The organism is Salinisphaera hydrothermalis C41B8, assembly GCF_000732535.1.
In the GTDB taxonomy this organism is placed as follows: domain Bacteria; phylum Pseudomonadota; class Gammaproteobacteria; order Nevskiales; family Salinisphaeraceae; genus Salinisphaera; species Salinisphaera hydrothermalis.
Genome location: NZ_APNK01000023.1, coordinates 1 through 16,800, shown reverse-complemented (window position 1 = coordinate 16,800; position 16,800 = coordinate 1). Strand labels below are relative to the sequence as shown.

Here is a 16,800-nt window from a genome sequence, read left to right as displayed (position 1 = left end):
CCTGTCGTTGAACGGTCGGTGGCGGGACAGAAGGGCTTTCCCGCCATCCATGGACCTGCCAGGTTCACGCCGGTTTGCGGGCAAGATAGAAATCCAGACTCAACTTTCCATCGGCGGCGAGCTCGGCCCAGTGCGCCCAACTGCGCCGGTTGTCTTCGAGCGTGGCCCGATCGACCTCCGCGGAAAGCTCCGGTGTGAGCTGGTCGAGACGCTTGACCACCCGGGCACGATGCGTTGCCGCGTGCGGTTGCCAATCGCGATGTTCGATCAGCTCGAAGCCGGCCCCGGTGATATGACGTGCATAATCCGCCGGCGACGAGAGATTGCTCATTCCGTAGCGCGCTTCGACCGCGGTACGCTCGTCAGGGGTGAGTTTTTCCGGCCAGAAGATCTGGTCCGAAATGACCACCCGACCGCCGGGTCGGAGCACACGAAATGCCTCCCGCAACACGCGATCCTTATCGTCCGAGTGCACGAGTGCTTCCTGACACCACCAGACATCGAAGCTGTCATCCGGGAAGGGCAGGTCGTGGTAGTCGGCATACTCGAAGCGCAGCCGATCGCTCAGGCCATGAGCCGTGGCCATTTCCCGGCAGCGTTCGAGCTGGGTTTCTGAAATATTGGTCGCCAGGACGGAGACGCCGTATTGCTCGACCAGGTAGCGGGCGGTGGCGCCGTACCCACAGGCGACTTCCAGCACCGCATCGCCGGTATTCAGCCCGGCCGCATCGGCCATGATTCGCTTGGCGACCCAGGTCGCGGCCTCGATGCTCTCATCGCCGGATTCATAGACGCCGTAATGGATGTTCTCGCCCCAAACAGCCGAATACAGCCTATCGACACCACGATCATTGTAGTGATCGGACATGCAGCCTATCCCCTCGAATTTCTGGCTTGAAATTTAATGCCGTTCCGTACCGCACGACCCGAATTCGCCGATGACGGTCTGTATATGGTGCGGCCGCTCGTCTTCTCTTTCGGTCGAACCGGGCGCCCCACGAGCCCGAACCGACGCACACATGCACTCAGCGCGGCGCAGCCCCTTACTGCTGGAACAGCGATTTCTACACGCTACGGCAATAGCCCCAGACAATCAAGACGAGACGGTCATCGCCCGAAAATCATCGTGGCCCTATCAGCAGAACGCATAAAAACTACCCCCGATCATTGTAAAAACGATGAAAAGGGATGTGGGCAGATCGCTTAGCTAGTTCAGCATGGACATTATTCTTTCCAGCTCAATAGCTAAAGGCAATTGTAAAGACACCGGTGTACGCCGATCTCTCGGCAGGCATCGTCCGCTCCCACCAAGGATCGATCTACGCCATCCCAACCACAACAGCGAGGCCCGTATTTCGTTGATTACTCGATGCTTTAACAATCCGTAGATTTTCCTGAAATACGATCTTTCAACGGGTTTATGGAATATATTCGGCGACCCCCAATCGCGCCATGCGCGCTTGCGCCACATGGGGGCGGGTAAAGCACGCAGACGAGATCGTTGGCCGTCGCACGGTTGCGACTCGCAGCTTGTCGCCGGGGCCGCCGTGGGGTGTGGCTCGTTCAGCCGATCGAGCTGTCCGGTGGGGGTGTCGATGGCGGTCGCCGTTTGCGGGCGGTGCTCTTTGTCGGCGTCGAGCCGGCATCGACTTCCCGCACGAGCTCGGCAAAGCTTTCCGTGAATTGCCGGGCGAGCTCGCTCGGCCTCGGGATGAGATTGGTATCGGCAACCACACCGAACTGCACTTCACCGGCATAGCTGAAAATCGTGAGCCCCAATCCGATGTGGCCCGACTGCGGTGCCCAAACCATGGGTTGTAGTAGCCGCGATCCGGCGATATAGAGTGGTTTCTGCGGCCCCGGCACGTTGGTCATCAACAGCGTCGCCTTGTCGCTGAGGATATTCAGCGCGGTACGCTCAAGCCGGTCCGACCCCCAGCCGAAAGCGTTGAGCATGCCGTAGAAGATCATCGGCTGGGGCGAATGTTTGAGCGCCCGCATATGTTCGCGTACGGCTTCGTAGCGTGCTCTCACGCCGGGGATATCGATCGGCATATGGGCAATGACGAAACCGAAACGATTACCCAGGGAGCGGATCGGCTGGTCCAGCGGACGCAGGTTGAACGGTACCGTCACATGAATCCCGCGCTCGATCGCCTGATTCTGTGCCCCGAGATAGTTTCGCAGCGCACCGGTAGCCGTGGTCATGAGAACATCGTTAACCGTGCCGTCGAGCGCGTGCGCGATCCGTTTGACTTCGGCCAGATCGAGCGGCGTGGCCCAGGCCACTCGCTTGCGCCCGCACAGCTGACCCTTGAGCGGCCCGGGCGGGTCGCGCGGCATGAGCCCGACGTAGGCCAGCGCTTCGCTGACGTGAAACGCCTGGTCGGCCAGTTCGCGTATACGCCCGGGGCGACGCGCCAACGTCAGGGCTTCGCCGAGTAGGACGCGAGCGAGTCGTTGCGCGCTACCGAGCACGCGCCGAGAGGGGTTCAGGCTCGGGCGGCGCCTCGACCGCGCCTTGACCGGATGCACCTCGGGTTCGGGCGATTCGTCGGTCAGCGAGAGCAGCACCTGGACCAGCGCGATGCCGTCAGCGATGCAATGGTGCAACCGGGCAATCACCACCGATCCCTGGTGATAATGATCGACGATATGGGTTTGCCAAAGCGGATGCCGAAAATCCAGTGGCGTACTCGCGAGATCGCCGACAAGCTGCTCCAGCTCCCGTTTACCGGCCTGGCCCGGCAAGCCCACGATATGCACGTGGTTATTGAGGTTGAAGTGTGGGTCCTCGGACCACCAGGCAGCATCGCCCCGTCGCACCACGCGCTGGCGGAAACGATCGAAGGCCAACAGGCGTTCGCGCAATACACGCCGGAAACGACGCATATCGAGCGGACTTTCTAGGACCATCACCGCGGTGATCATCATCGGATTGTCCTCGCTCTCCATGCGGAGCCAGGCTCGATCCACGGATGACAACGGTTCGCGCTGTTTCATCGAAAGAGTCCGATCAGGTCGACGAAAGCCTCAGTATTCTCTGGCGGCCCAGGCGCGTGTTTGCTTTGGATCAAGGTCGAACAGCCGGGCGATCGATCGCGGCATTCAGATGCGCCGACATCGCACCGCGCTCACACGACTAGCGCCAGAACGGCTTCGCCCGGCCCAGCCGAGCCCAGTGTTTTCGCGCCTTGCGCCAGTCGAACATCGCCCGCGTTCGGGTGGCGCCGATCACGCAGCCGGCAGCACGCTCGACCGCCGCCGGCTCGTCGGCCGCTTGGGGCCGCCGTTGATCGAGCACGCGTTGCGTCACGCGGGCATCGTTGAGCGCCCCGAACACGGTCTGGAGCTTCTTGAGTCGTTTGAGAAACGGCGCGACGCGTCCGTGCGGATACAACGGCTCGAAGAACTCGACCATATAGCGGATTTTTTTCAGTTCCTTTCTCAGCGCGTGACGTTGTTCCAGCGTCAACGCCTCGATCTCCTCGCCGCGTGCGAGCACTTTTTGCCAACGCTTGCGCAAGGCCCGGTTGGCGCATCGGCGGATCGCCATTTCGGCTGGCGGAGAGGCGTCGCTGTCCGTGCCCACCGTCGGATCACGTGTTTCGACAAGCTGGATCAGATCAAGCCCGAACGCCTGGACGCGCTCGGTCCGCAATGTTTTTCGCAGCTGTGTGCGGCCGGCCGCGGCCGCGGCCTCGAGAGAACCGATGAGGTCGGGGAAACCGGGCTCGTCGGGAAATTGCTCGGCCTCGGGACATACGACGTCCGCCATGACCGCATCCAGATCACGCAGCCGCCCAACTTCCGCGCCGAGCCACTGGGCTTCGGCACGCAGGCGGCGAATCTCCGCGTCGGGAAACGCCGACTTGAATACCGACAGCGCGCTGCGCAGGCGGCGCAGGCCGATTCGCAACTGATGCGGGCCCTCAATGTCCGTCGTTTCCTGGATTACGACGATATTGCGCGCGATCTGCTGCTGGCATTCCCGCAGAATCCGGCGCGCAGCCGAATCCACGTCGGCGGACGCAGGCAATTCGACCGGTTCGGCCTTGCGCGGTACGGTCGGTGTCTCACCGGCCGCCAACGCTGCGAGCATGGGCTCGGTGCCATCGCCGGAATAGCGCGACAGATCGAGCCCGTCCGTCGGAAACAAGGCCTTGGCGACCCGGAACAATGTCACGGGCTCGCCTTCGATCAGTTCGAGTTCGGCCTGGTGCCAGGGCACGGCATGCCCATTCGCCGCGATCCGCCCCGTTTCGACCGTCATTTCGATCGTGACGCCGTCATCGGCATGCAGCGTGCCGGTCGCTCGCTTGAGTTGTGCCTCGTATTGCGGCTCCAGCGGTTGGCCCCGCGTTTCGCGGACGATATCGTCGCGCAGCATCTCATCAACAATGTGCTCAAGAGCCACCGAGGGCTCGGGCACCGGGATGCTCGAATCGATCCGCGTCCGCTCATATTCTGGCCGGCGGCGCGCCACCGATTGCACCCACTGCTTACCCTGTTTCTCGAGCCGCAAGACGATACCGGCATGGGCGAGCGCCTGGGCTGGGGTGTCGAAACAGATTCGGGTCAGCGCGCGCGCCCGCGGAACATGTTCGCAGTAGCCCAATGATCGGGCACGCCGCCAGGCCGCCCGAGTTGCCGGCTCGCTCATTGCGAACCGCAACACGGCCGGACGGGGCCGGCCCGGCTCGGCGGTCGAAGCCGCGCCCTGTTGTTTGATCCGACCGGAAGACATCGCTTGCATGGTTCGCCGGTGCCGACATTTCACTCGCTCGTCATAACGGACCGCTTGCACTGTCATCTTCCGGTAACGTCAGACCGTCGACTTGACCGAAATCAACCCGAGAGCATCGACGTCGGCAAATCCGTCACGCACGCGTGGCCAAGATTCCGTTCGTGGCCCCGGCCGCCCAACGCAGGCCCGCGCTCACCGGAATAACCTTCGAGGGCTCGCGCGGGCACTACCCTACTCACCGAGCCACGCGCCTGGCATCGACGGGGTTGGGGGCGACTTCGAATGCCGTGGGTGACCGATTCGTCTCGACGGCATCCGAAGCCGCGCACGCGGTGGACACGCCCGCTATTCGATCGCAATTTCGGTATGAGCACCCGAGTTATCGGCGGTTTTCGGCATACGGATTTCGACAACACCGTCGCGATACTTGGCCTGAATCTTGTGGCCGTCCGCGTTGTCCGGGAGGCTGAAGCTACGGGTGAATTGCCCGTAATAACTCTCGCGCCGGTGCTGTTTTTCGTCTTTTTCCTCATGCTCCCAGCGACGCTCGCCGGAGAGCTTGAGTACGCCCTTGTCCACCGTGAGATGAATATCCTCGCGATTGACGCCGGGCACGTCCGCACGGATCACGTATTCCTTCTTCTTCTCGCGAATATCGACCACCGGCATCCATTCATCCCGGTCAAGCGCGCGCATGCCGCCGCGCTTGAACATGTCGTCGATTTCACGCAACGGGTTCCATGTCATCAGATCCATCGGGGTCTCCTGCTGCAAAATTCCGGTTGGCCGGCCGTTTCGGCCAGCCTCTCAAAATTGCAACGCCGACGGCCTGCGACGATTGATTTCGGTCAAACCAGGGCCGGCTCGTGGCGGGCCACGATGACCGCTAGACTGATCGCCTCGGCCCAACCGACGGCAAATCCATGGCTCTCAGCCCGTTCCATCTCGCGATCCCGGTAGACGACCTGCCCACCGCGCGCCGGTTCTACGGCGAAACCTTCGGGCTACGCGAAGGCCGATCGAGCGACCAGTGGGTGGACTTCGATTTCTACGGCCACCAGCTCGTCATCCACGAGCATCCAAAAACGGCCGCTCAGGCGCAGGCGCATACCAACCCGGTCGACGGCCACGATGTGCCGGTACCCCACTTCGGCATCGTGCTCGACTGGACGGAATGGGAAGCGCTGGCCGAACGACTGCGATCGCTGGGGACCGTGTTCGCGATCGAGCCGTATGTTCGATTCAAGGGGCAACCGGGCGAACAGGCCACGATGTTCCTGTTCGATCCCTGCGGCAACGCGCTGGAGTTCAAGGCTTTTCGGGATCGCGGCCAGCTCTTCGCGACATAGTCCGCTGGCGCGGTCACGGCGCCGAGCCCGCGCTCGGGCCGCTCGGCCGTCGCCATGGCCGAAACCATGCTTGTCGTCAGTCGCGCCTTCCGTAGAAGTCGATCAGCGCGCTTGGAGATAGGCCGGCAGATCCTCGGCGATCTTTTCCGGCTTCACGGTCGGGGCATAGCGCTGGACCACCCGGCCGTTCCGATCGACCAGAAACTTGGTGAAGTTCCACTTGATACGCCGGCCGAGCAGTCCGCCACGCTCGGCCTTGAGATAGCGATACAGCGGGTGCGCGTGCGGCCCGTTGACTTCGATTTTGGCAAACATCGGAAAACTGACGCTGTAACGCGTCGAGCAGAAATCGCGAATCGTCGCTTCGTCGCCCGGTTCCTGATGGCCGAACTGGTCACAGGGGAAACCCAGCACGGCAAAACCGTCGGCCGCGTATTGCCGATACAGCGCTTCCAGCCCCTCGTATTGCGGTGTAAAGCCGCACTCGCTGGCGACGTTAACGATCAAAAGAACCTGGCCGCGATAGGCCTCGAGGCGTTCGCGGCGCCCGTCGATGGTCGTGACTTCAATGTCGTAAAGCGACATGGGCCCTCCTGGGCAACGTATGACGATCAATGTACCCGAAGCCGCACACCTTGGCTTACAGCAAGACAGGCCATCTGTGAAGTTTATCTTCACATCATGTAGAATGCCTGCATCATGAAGCAAGACGGTTCTTCAACGCCGACCGATGCCGCCGCGCTTGCCGGCGAGCTCCGCGAACTCACCGGCCGGCTGAAACGGCGGTTGCGTCAGGAATCGGTTAACCGCGGGCTGAATCTGTCGCAGGTCGCCGTCCTCGGGCGGCTCTATCGCGGCGAATGCGAGACGACAAGCGAGCTGGCGCGCGCCGAGAACGTTCGTTCGCAATCGATGGGGCATACCGTCAGCAGGCTTCAGGCCGACGGCTTCGTCGAAGCACGGCCAGACCCTAATGACGGTCGCCGGATGCTGCTGTCGCTTACGCCGTACGGGCGTGAACGCGTCGAAGCCGGCCGTGCCATGCGCGATGGCTGGCTCTATCGCACGATCCAGGCGCGCCTGGATGCCGAGGAACAGGCCGCGCTGGCACACGCCGTCACGCTGTTGAAGCGGCTTACCGAAGAGTAGAGCGACGCGCGGCCGGGCGCCGCAGGCAATGGCGGCGAACACGACACCGCTCACGAGCGAGCGGAGCGGCCGCGGACCCTCGCAATGGAGCAGTTTATGTACTCGATCAATCATGCGGTGTCGGGCGCCCGGGCAGAGCATCCATGAGTCGCGATACCCGCCTGTTTCGGGCACTGGAGATCTACAATTTTCGGGTCTGGGCGATCGGCGCGCTGGTGTCGAACGTCGGCACCTGGATGCAGCGCGTGGCCCAGGACTGGCTGGTGCTGACCATTCTGACGCACCACAATGCCGGTGCCGTCGGTGTGGCCATGGCGCTGCAGTTCGGCCCTCAACTATTGCTCTTGCCACTGACCGGCTACGCCGCCGATTACTTCGATCGGCGCAAGCTCATCATGTTGACCCAGACTATGCTCGGTCTGCTGGCTTTTGGCCTCGGCGTGGCGACCGTGACCGGCGTGATCACCCTCTGGGGGGTCTATGGCTTCGCCCTCGCGCTCGGCTGCGTAACGGCTTTCGATGCGCCGACCCGTCAGACCTTCGTCAACGATCTGGTGGGCGAAACTCATCTGTCGAACGCGGTCGCCCTGAATTCGACCTCATTCAACAGTGCGCGCATGGTCGGCCCGGCCGTGGCAGGCCTGCTGATTGCCGCCGTGGGCGTGGGCTGGGTATTCCTGATCAATGCGGCCTCTTTCGCCGCCGTACTGGGCTCGCTGTGCCTGCTGCGGGTCCACGAATTGCGTCCGGCCCGCCGGCCGGCTCGCAAGCTGAGCGGGCTTACCGAGGGGTTCCGCTACGTGTGGCGGCGCCCCGATCTGAAGACGCTGCTGATCATGCTGTTCCTGATCGGCACCTTTGGCTTCAACTTCCCGATCTTTATTTCCACGATGGCGGTGACCGTATTCCACGGCAACGCCGGCCAGTACGGCCTTCTGACCTCAGCTCTTGCTGTCGGCTCGGTCACCGGCGCGCTGCTGGCAGCCAAGCGAGAGCAGCCGAGCATGTCCCTGGCTTGTATCGCCACGTTCGGCTTCGGCCTGTTCTGCGGATTGGCAGCCATCGCACCCGACGAATGGTTGTTCGCGGCGGCTCTGATGCTCATCGGGCTGTCCGCGCTGAGCTTCAATACGTCGACCAACGCTCTGATGCAGCTATCCACCGATGCGGACATGCGCGGCCGGGTGATGGCATTGCGGATCGCGATCGTACGCGGCGGCACGCCGCTGGGTGCTCCCATCGTCGGCTGGGCCGCGGATCATGCCGGGCCACGCTGGGCGATGGGCATCGGCTGTATGTCCGGCGTGGCGGCGGCCGGCGTTTGTCTGGTCGAGTTGCTGCGCGAACGACGCCAGGCCGCGGCGCCGTGCCGTTCATGAGGCAACCGCATCCGCCAGCCTAAGGGCCTATTCCAATAGGCTCTTAACCCGCCGCGGGTTCGGTCCGGCCTGAGCCGCCTCGAACCCGCGAACGAGCCGAAGCAGCGGCTATGACGATAATTGATCGACGTCGCGCACCGCGCCCTTGGAAGCATTGGTCGCCAGAGCCGCATAGGCCTTCAACGCCGGCGACACCTTACGCAACCGATTCTGTGGTGTCCAGCCTTCGATGCCTTTTTCGTCCATCGCCACCCGGCGCGCGGCGAGCGTGGCATCGTCGACTTCGAGCTCGATGCGGCGATTCGGGATGTCGATGGCGATGGTATCGCCGGTTTCGACCAGACCGATCAGCCCGCCCTCGGCTGCCTCCGGCGACACGTGACCGATCGACAGCCCGGACGTGCCACCGGAAAAACGGCCATCGGTCACCAGCGCACAGGCCTTGCCCAGCCCTTTCGATTTGAGATAGCTGGTCGGATACAGCATTTCCTGCATGCCGGGGCCGCCCTTCGGGCCTTCGTAGCGGATGATCACGACGTCGCCGGCGCTGACTTCGTTGCACAGAATGCCGGCCACCGCCGCGTCCTGGCTTTCATAGACCCGGGCCGTGCCAGTGAATTTCAGGATCGAGTCATCGACTCCGGCCGTCTTGACGATGCAGCCTTCCGGCGCGAGATTGCCGAACAGCACTGCGAGCCCGCCGTCAGCGGAAAACGGATGTTCGGCCGAGCGAATGACGCCTGATTTTCGGTCCGTATCGAGCTTGTCCCAGCGCGCAGATTGCGAAAACGCCGTCTGGCTCGGGACGCCGCCCGGGGCGGCCCGATAGAAGTTTTCGACCGCGGCGTCTTCGGTCTGCATCACGTCCCAGCGCGCGAGCGCTTCGCCCATGCTCGACGAGTGGATCGTCGGCAGCGAGGTGTCCAGCAGGCCGGCCCGATCGAGCTCGCCGAGAATGGCCATAATGCCGCCGGCGCGATGGACATCTTCCATATGCACGTCGGACTTGGCCGGCGCCACCTTGCACAGGCAGGGCACGCGACGCGACAGCGCATCGATTTCGGCGATAGAGAAATCCACCTCGCCTTCCTGGGCAGCCGCCAGCAAATGCAGCACGGTATTGGTCGAGCCGCCCATGGCGATATCGAGGCTCATGGCGTTTTCGAACGCCGCCCGGTTGGCGATGCTGCGCGGCAGCACGCTGGCATCGTCGCCTTCGTAGTAGCGTTTGGCGAGATCGACGACGGTCTGCCCGGCGTTGCGAAACAGACGTTCGCGATCGCTGTGCGTGGCGAGTACCGAGCCGTTGCCCGGCAGCGCCAGCCCGAGCGCTTCGGTGAGACAGTTCATGGAATTGGCGGTGAACATGCCGGAGCAGGAACCACAGGTCGGACAAGCCGAGCGTTCGACGGTGGCGACCTCTTCATCCGAATAGCTGTCGTCGGCGGCCACCACCATGGCGTCAACCAGGTCGAAGGCCCGGCTGCTGCCTTTCACTACGGCCTTGCCGGCTTCCATCGGCCCGCCCGAGACGAACACGGTCGGGATATTGAGCCGCATCGCGGCCATGAGCATGCCGGGGGTGATCTTGTCGCAGTTGGAGATGCACACCAGCGCATCGGCGCAGTGGGCGTTGACCATGTACTCGACGCTGTCGGCGATCAGTTCGCGCGACGGCAACGAATAGAGCATGCCGTTATGGCCCATGGCGATGCCGTCGTCGACCGCGATGGTATTGAATTCCTTGGCCACGCCGCCGGCCACCGCGATTTCCTCGGCCACGAGCTGGCCCAGATCCTTCAGGTGCACATGCCCCGGCACGAACTGGGTAAAGCTGTTGGCAACGGCGATGATCGGTTTTTCGAAATCGCCGTCCTTCATGCCGGTGGCACGCCAGAGCGCGCGGGCACCGGCCATGTTGCGGCCGTGCGTACTGGTACGGGAACGATAGGCGGGCATGGCATCTCCTCCATTCATTTATGACGTGCGCGTAGCGTATTTACCGACAATTCGTTTTTGAAATATATTATTCGGCGCGTATTAAGTCGTTTTAGATATCAATTATGGACGTGCGCCGACTCCGGCATTTCGTAGCCGTCGCCGAGACATTGCATTTCGGCCGGGCGGCCGAGCTCCTGCACATGACCCAGCCGCCACTCAGCCAGTCCATCCGGGCGCTCGAACGAGAGCTGGGGACCGCGCTGTTCGTCCGGACCAAGCGCAGCGTGGCGCTCACGCCGTTCGCCGCTCAATGGCTCGACCCGGTGCGCGCAGCCCTGGCAGCCATCGACGCGCTGCCGGACACGGCCGAGCGCATCCGCCGCGGCGAAACGGGTCGGCTGAATCTCGCGTTCGTCAGCACCGCCGACTACAGCCTGTTGCCGGATCTGGTTCAACGCTTTCGCATGCTTTATCCGAAGGTTGATCTGGCGCTGACAGAGGCCACCAGCGATATCCAGATCGCTGCCCTGCTCCGGTGCGAGGTTCAGGCCGGTATCATGATCCCCCCGGCGAACGCCGCACTACCCGAAGAACTGGTCTATCGCCGCCTGATGTCGGAGCCATTGATCGCGGCCGTGCCCGAACAGTGGCTCGATAGCGGCCGGCTCGAACTGACCGACGGCCGCCTCTCGCCGGAAGCCGTGGTCGCGTCGCCGCTCGTGGTCTTTCCCCGGCATGTGGCGCCGTCGTTCCACGATCTCGTGACGACGTACTACCTCGATAGCGGCGGGCCGGCCGACATCGCGCAGCAAGCCATCCAGATGCAGACCATCATCAGCCTGGTCTCGGCCGGCCTCGGCATTGCGCTGGTGCCGGAATCGCTGCGGCATCTGGCCCGCACCGGCACGTGCTACGTGCCGCTGCAGCGCCGCCCGCCCTATCTGGATACGGGCATCGTGTGGCGACGCGACGACACGAGCCCGCTGCTGGCCAACCTGCTCGAGATCCTGCCCGGGGACGATGCGGCGCGCTGAATACCGCGGCCTTCACGGACCGGGTGGCAAGTTTCCGCCGCCTTGGTAGAGTCTCGGTTCGCCGACGCTCTGGCGTATCGCGCGAACGCAGTCGCTGGCCGACCCGGCCCGTTACATTGTCAATGTCGAGGAGCCGTCTTGGGCACGATCATCGTTTTCACTCTCGTTATCGGCGTCGTGTCGACGCTCGTTCTGGATCTCTGGGCCTTGTTGCAGCAACGCGTCGCCGGGATCGAGGCACCCGATTGGAGCGTGGCCGGGCGCTGGGTGAAGGGACTCACGCGATTCCAGTTCGTACTGGACTCGTCGGACGGTAAAGCCCCGACGCATGACGACAAGGTCGTGGGTTGGATCTTCCACTATCTGGTGGGTATCGCCTACGCACTCCTGCTCTTTCTCATCTGGGGCTATGCATTCGCCGTCCATCCGACGCTGTGGCCCACGGTGGTGATCGGTCTGTTTCTGACGACCTTTGCCGGCCTGTTTATTTTCCTGCCGGCACTGGGCGCCGGGTTGGCTGGTGCGCGACTGCCCGATCAGAAGGCGGCAATCGCCCGCATGATTGTGGGACACGTCGTCTTCATGCTGGCCCAGTACTTCACCGCGCTCTGTCTGGCCGCGACGCTCTAAGTTCGGAGCGGTTTCGTCGTTCATCCTTGCGCCCGTGACGTCGCGAGGATGACGACTGATAAGAGCCTATTGGAATAGGCTCTTGCCCACTACACGGCGTCCGCCCGGTCCCGCTGGACCGCCTCTCGGGCCAGCCGCTTATCGCGGAGACCGGAATCGGCGCCGCAGATGACGCAGATCAATACGTGGGGCCCGTATTCCGGCGCATGGTGAGCTTCTCCTTCGGCACTGTCGCCGCCCGTAAACCAGGAGAAGCCCACCATGACACAAATGAAAGCCGCCGTTTTTGTCGAGCCCGGCCGCATTGTGCTCGAAGACAAACCGATTCCCGATATTGGCCCGGCGGATGCGCTGATACGCATTACCACGACCACCATTTGCGGAACTGACGTCCACATTCTCAAAGGCGAGTACCCGGTGGCGCCGGGACTGACGATCGGGCACGAACCGGTCGGCGTGATCGAGAAGCTGGGTTCGGAAGTCAAAGGTTACCGTGAAGGCCAACGGGTGATCGCCGGTGCGATTACGCCCGACGGCACGAGCTATGCGTCGCTGGACGGTTTTCACTCGCAGTGTGGCTGTGGTGCGCCCCATGGCTGGAAAACCATGGGCGGCTGGCGCTTCGGCAACACCATCGACGGGTGCCAGGCCGAATACGTGCGCGTGCCGGATGCCATGGCGAACCTCGCGCCGATTCCCGACGATCTGACCGACGAGCAGGTGTTGATGTGTCCGGACATCATGTCCACCGGCTTTTCCGGCGCCGAGAGCGGCCGTATCCGGATCGGGGATACGGTGGCGATTTTCGCCCAGGGTCCGATCGGGTTGTGCGCTACGGCGGGCGCCCGTCTCCAGGGCGCAACGCGCATCATCGTGGTCGATACGGTGCCCGAGCGGCTGCAAACCGCGCGCCGGCTCGGGGCGGATACCGTGGTTGATTTCAAGAAAGACGACCCCGTGGAAACGATTCGTGCGCTGACCGATGGTCGCGGGGTCGATGTGGCCATCGAAGCATTGGGCACCCAGGCGACCTTCGAATCGGCCCTGAGTGTGCTGCGTCCCGGCGGCACGCTGTCCAGCCTCGGCGTCTATTCACAAGATCTGAAAATCCCGCTCGGCGCCTTCAGCGCCGGGCTGGGCGACAATCGGATCGTGACGACGCTCTGCCCCGGTGGCAAGGAGCGCATGCGCCGCTTGCTCAACGTGGTCGCGTCCGGGCGCGTCGATCTAGCGCCCCTCGTCACTCACCACTTCAAGCTGGACGACATCGAGGCCGCGTACGACCTGTTCTCTCACCAGCGAGACGGCGTACTCAAGATCGCGATCACGCCGTAAATCATCATCCCTGTTGATACCGGGCGGTCGGGCTTTTCGCCTGCCTCGCCCGGTCCGCTCGGCAGACTCCGCAACCCGGCGGCTCGGTCCGGGGCATCGAGTCGGGCATAGTCGGCGTTCGCCGCGTTTGGCGCTGGACGGCTAGGTTCGCAGTCGGACGCCGCGGGCAGCGCGTTGTGGGCATACGGGCTCGCTGTTGTGCGCGGATTCGTCCGGGCGCGGCGCGCATGCCGTTCGCGAGCGCGCCACGGGTGGGTCACGCCGCTAGAACGCGCCGCACACCCGGGCGGCAACCACCTCACCAAACAACGATTCGACCACCATCGCGACATGGCGGAAACACCGGGGGTACGTCCGGCGCACTCATCGCTTGGCCCGCCTGATAAGTTGTGCGTGTATCGATCGTTTACCAACCCAAACCACGAGAGCACGTCATGAGTGACATATCGTCTCGGGCCAGTGCGTCCGCTGCGACTTATTATCGCTGGGTGGTGGTCGCGCTGCTGTTCGCGATCATTGTTATCAATTACATCGACCGTTCGGCGATCTCCTATGCCATCGGCCCGATGGCCAAGGAACTCGGCATCACCGACTCACAGCAGGGTCTCGTCCTCGGCGCGTTCGGCATCGGCTATGCGCTGACGACGTTCATCGGCGGCATTCTGGTCGACCGGTTTGGCGCGCGTATCGTATTGGCCATATCGGTCGCGCTCTGGGTGGTCTCGATTGGCGGCACCGGCCTGGTCCAGGGTTTCATGCTGGCACTGGTCGCGCGCGCGGCGTTGGGCTTGGCCGAGGGGCCGATGTTTCCGGGCATGACCGGGGCGATCAGCCGCTGGCTGTCCCCCCGCGAACGCGGCAAGGCCATGGGGTCGTCGCTGACCGCGGTGCCCTTGTCGTTGGCCATCGGTGCGCCGATCGTATCGAGCCTGATCGCCTGGCTGGGCTGGCGCGGCATGTTCTATGTGCTGGCCGTCGTCAGCTTTATGTGGCTGCCGTTGTGGTGGTTCATGTTCCGCGATCGACCGGAGCAGTCGGGCTTCGTCAATGAAGCGGAACTGCGCGAGATCCGCCGCCTGGGCGACGCCTCGGATGCGAGTGCCGAGTCGGATGACGCGGTCGCCCCCGCGTCCGCCGATGGCGCCACGTCGACTTCCTGGCATCGCCTGCTGACCAACCCGACGCTGCTGGCCAATTATTGGGCCTTCTTCGTTTTCGGCTATTTTCTGTTCTTTTTCATGACCTGGCTGCCGGGCTATCTGGAACGCGTGTTCCATCTGAGCGTGTCGGCCGTCGGCTGGTTTTCGGTCGTACCCTGGGCGGCCGCTGCGGTGGTGCTGTTTAGCCTCGGCCATTTCTCCGACAACCTGCTCAAGCGCACGCGTCGCTTGCGCCCGGCGCGCAGCCACCTGATTGCCGGTACCCAGGCCATCGCCGCCGTGGCGATCATTCCAGTCGCCTTCTCATCCAGCCTGACGCTTTCGCTGATCTTCATCACGATCGCGCTGGCCGCATCGATGGGCGCCAACTCGGCCTACTATGCGGTCAACGTGGACGTCGCCCCGGATCGTTCGGCAACCGCGCTCGGCATCATGGATTTCGGCTTCGCCATTGCCGGTTTCCTGGCGCCGGCCATTACCGGATGGGTTGTCGGTAGCCAGGGCAGCTTCGACGACGCGTTCTTCCTGCTCGCGGCGCTGGGGCTGTCGTCGGTGATTCTGACGCTGCTGTTTCACCGGCCCGACGCGCACGCCATCGGCCACCCCTACGCGACCGATCACGCGAACTGATCGACACCGCGCGCCGACGCCGTCTCGCTCGGGGCGGCGTCGGTCGCCTGCGTTTGGCAGGCGCAGCCCATTCCGGTTCGCGAACGTCCGGCGCGGGGCATCCCGAGTTCTCTTCCCACGGAGGCTGGCCCCGATCGCGGCGCATGGGCCCAGCGAGCACCGTGGACCATGCGCCAGCACTTGGCGCGGACTCGTACGAAACGGCAACAGGCCCTCGGGCGTGTCGTCACGAGAGACGCCCTAGATCATCGTAGCGGGCGCTCGCTGTGCTCAAGCATGGCCGGTATCACCAGATCCTCTTCGTCGCTCAGATGTTGTTTGAGCAGCCGTAACAGGCGGTCGGACTCGTCGACGTACGCGTCGGCCGCGTATCGCGCCGCGTCGGCGTTCCGCGACAGGGCCTGCATGAATGCGCGAGCGCTTGCGACAACGGTCGTCACGCCGCGATGGATAATGTCGTGGTCGTCCTCGAGTAAATCGAACCCGAACGCCACGCGGCGATCGAGCGAGCGGAAGCGCGGGAAATAGTGGCTGTCCTCAATATGATGGTGACCTTCGAGATGCTGCAGGTATTGCCCCAGACTCGGCATGAAACGACGCTGGAACTCTCCGGGGTTGGAGCAATCGTCCTCACGGAACCCGTGAGTAAATTCCTGTAGCGCACGGCCCTGCTGTCGCAGACTGTCATGGACATGCAGCCAGAACGCCGATAACTCTCCATAATTGGCGTGCTCTCGCCATTCGGGCCGCGGATAGCGCTCGCGAAGAATGGCGACTTCAGACGGCAACTCGGCACGGTTGGGTAGCGCGAGATGTTCGGGGATGTCGGCCATGGTCGCTCCTCTGAATGCGTTTCAATCCGCGTTAAATTGCCCTGTCGTGATCGCTTGCGGCAATTGACGGCGCCTTATGGGTACCGCGCACGCAGTATGCCCGATGGCTCGCCCGCGTCTCGGCGACAACTGACGGGGCATGGGGCTCAACCCGAGACGGAAATTGCCGCGGCGCTTCGATCTACTCGACTCTTCAACCGATCCGCCAGACGTCATTCCGGGACGGCTATAGCACGGCCCGCGAGCAGGCCGACACATGGTGGCTCACGGGCCTTAATAGTTTTATTTAAGCCACTACCTGCACGATTTTAAAAAATACTGGCTCAAAAATAAAAATTTCTTGAGGTTCTGCGAATCTCTAAATCCGTTGACGGCGCCGAAGAATACGAATGCACTGTGTTTTATCGAACGGCCCGAGCGTCTGCAGAGGGAGCCGATAGCGCGTTGCACGACCACCCGGTCCCGAGCCTATCGGCGAGGGCCGAGCGAGCGGCCGTGCAAGGGCGGCGTTGTGGGCGGTTATTGCCCATAAAAAAAGCCCCGACGCGAGAGCGACGGGGCTTTTTCGTTTGGAGCCTGGCGGTGACCTACTCTCACATGGGGAGACCCCACA

The 16,800-nt window shown here is 63.2% G+C and carries 14 protein-coding genes; 7 read left to right on the top strand and 7 right to left on the bottom strand.

Annotated features, from left to right (window positions below):
* Positions 1 to 64: 64 nt before the first annotated feature.
* The 4 genes from C41B8_RS19690 to C41B8_RS13420 all read right to left on the bottom strand — a co-directional run bounded on the left by C41B8_RS19690 (position 65) and on the right by C41B8_RS13420 (position 5,503).
* Complete coding sequence (locus C41B8_RS19690; RefSeq protein ID WP_051883511.1) at positions 65 to 868, bottom strand: SAM-dependent methyltransferase; 804 nt, start codon at positions 866 to 868, stop codon at positions 65 to 67.
* A gap of 695 nt (positions 869 to 1,563) precedes the next feature.
* Complete coding sequence (locus C41B8_RS13430) at positions 1,564 to 3,003, bottom strand: WS/DGAT/MGAT family O-acyltransferase (RefSeq protein ID WP_051883510.1); 1,440 nt, start codon at positions 3,001 to 3,003, stop codon at positions 1,564 to 1,566.
* A gap of 139 nt (positions 3,004 to 3,142) precedes the next feature.
* On the bottom strand, positions 3,143 to 4,663 hold the full coding sequence (locus C41B8_RS13425) for a CYTH and CHAD domain-containing protein (protein ID WP_198025191.1): 1,521 nt from the start codon (positions 4,661 to 4,663) through the stop codon (positions 3,143 to 3,145).
* 429 nt (positions 4,664 to 5,092) lie between these two features.
* On the bottom strand, positions 5,093 to 5,503 hold the full coding sequence (locus C41B8_RS13420) for an Hsp20/alpha crystallin family protein (protein WP_037339178.1): 411 nt from the start codon (positions 5,501 to 5,503) through the stop codon (positions 5,093 to 5,095).
* A 167-nt stretch (positions 5,504 to 5,670) separates the two neighbouring features.
* Here C41B8_RS13420 and C41B8_RS13415 point away from each other — a divergent pair, with 167 nt between their 5' ends.
* On the top strand, positions 5,671 to 6,096 hold the full coding sequence (locus C41B8_RS13415) for a VOC family protein (RefSeq protein WP_037339176.1): 426 nt from the start codon (positions 5,671 to 5,673) through the stop codon (positions 6,094 to 6,096).
* A 102-nt stretch (positions 6,097 to 6,198) separates the two neighbouring features.
* Here C41B8_RS13415 and C41B8_RS13410 read toward each other — a convergent pair whose 3' ends face one another.
* A complete protein-coding gene (locus C41B8_RS13410; RefSeq protein WP_037339175.1) occupies positions 6,199 to 6,681 on the bottom strand; it encodes a glutathione peroxidase in 483 nt (160 codons plus the stop codon).
* A gap of 114 nt (positions 6,682 to 6,795) precedes the next feature.
* Between C41B8_RS13410 and C41B8_RS13405 the strand changes: the two genes are divergently transcribed.
* Complete coding sequence (locus tag C41B8_RS13405) at positions 6,796 to 7,245, top strand: MarR family winged helix-turn-helix transcriptional regulator (protein ID WP_037339173.1); 450 nt, start codon at positions 6,796 to 6,798, stop codon at positions 7,243 to 7,245.
* Between the two features lie 143 nt (positions 7,246 to 7,388).
* The gene (locus C41B8_RS13400; RefSeq protein ID WP_037339171.1) at positions 7,389 to 8,624 is read left to right on the top strand and encodes an MFS transporter; all 1,236 of its coding nucleotides are present in this window, start codon (positions 7,389 to 7,391) and stop codon (positions 8,622 to 8,624) included.
* 108 nt (positions 8,625 to 8,732) lie between these two features.
* On the opposite strand, the gene ilvD is transcribed toward C41B8_RS13400, so the two are convergent.
* Positions 8,733 to 10,583 carry a dihydroxy-acid dehydratase gene (ilvD, locus tag C41B8_RS13395; RefSeq protein ID WP_037339167.1) on the bottom strand — a complete coding sequence of 617 codons (1,851 nt, stop codon included), beginning with the start codon at positions 10,581 to 10,583 and terminating at the stop codon, positions 8,733 to 8,735.
* A gap of 104 nt (positions 10,584 to 10,687) precedes the next feature.
* Between ilvD and C41B8_RS13390 the strand changes: the two genes are divergently transcribed.
* From C41B8_RS13390 to C41B8_RS13375, 4 genes are all read left to right on the top strand, one after another.
* A complete protein-coding gene (locus tag C41B8_RS13390) occupies positions 10,688 to 11,599 on the top strand; it encodes a LysR family transcriptional regulator (RefSeq protein WP_037339164.1) in 912 nt (303 codons plus the stop codon).
* A 138-nt stretch (positions 11,600 to 11,737) separates the two neighbouring features.
* Entirely contained in the window at positions 11,738 to 12,229 is a 492-nt protein-coding gene (locus tag C41B8_RS13385) for a DUF2938 family protein (RefSeq protein ID WP_037339161.1), read from the top strand.
* A 261-nt stretch (positions 12,230 to 12,490) separates the two neighbouring features.
* The gene (locus tag C41B8_RS13380; RefSeq protein WP_037339159.1) at positions 12,491 to 13,564 is read left to right on the top strand and encodes an NAD(P)-dependent alcohol dehydrogenase; all 1,074 of its coding nucleotides are present in this window, start codon (positions 12,491 to 12,493) and stop codon (positions 13,562 to 13,564) included.
* Between the two features lie 434 nt (positions 13,565 to 13,998).
* The gene (locus C41B8_RS13375; RefSeq protein ID WP_051883508.1) at positions 13,999 to 15,354 is read left to right on the top strand and encodes an MFS transporter; all 1,356 of its coding nucleotides are present in this window, start codon (positions 13,999 to 14,001) and stop codon (positions 15,352 to 15,354) included.
* 245 nt (positions 15,355 to 15,599) lie between these two features.
* Here the strand turns inward: C41B8_RS13375 and C41B8_RS13370 are convergent, their stop codons facing one another.
* Positions 15,600 to 16,187, bottom strand: a complete 588-nt coding sequence (locus tag C41B8_RS13370) for a hemerythrin domain-containing protein (RefSeq protein ID WP_037339156.1) — start codon at positions 16,185 to 16,187, stop codon at positions 15,600 to 15,602.
* Positions 16,188 to 16,800 lie beyond the last annotated feature (613 nt).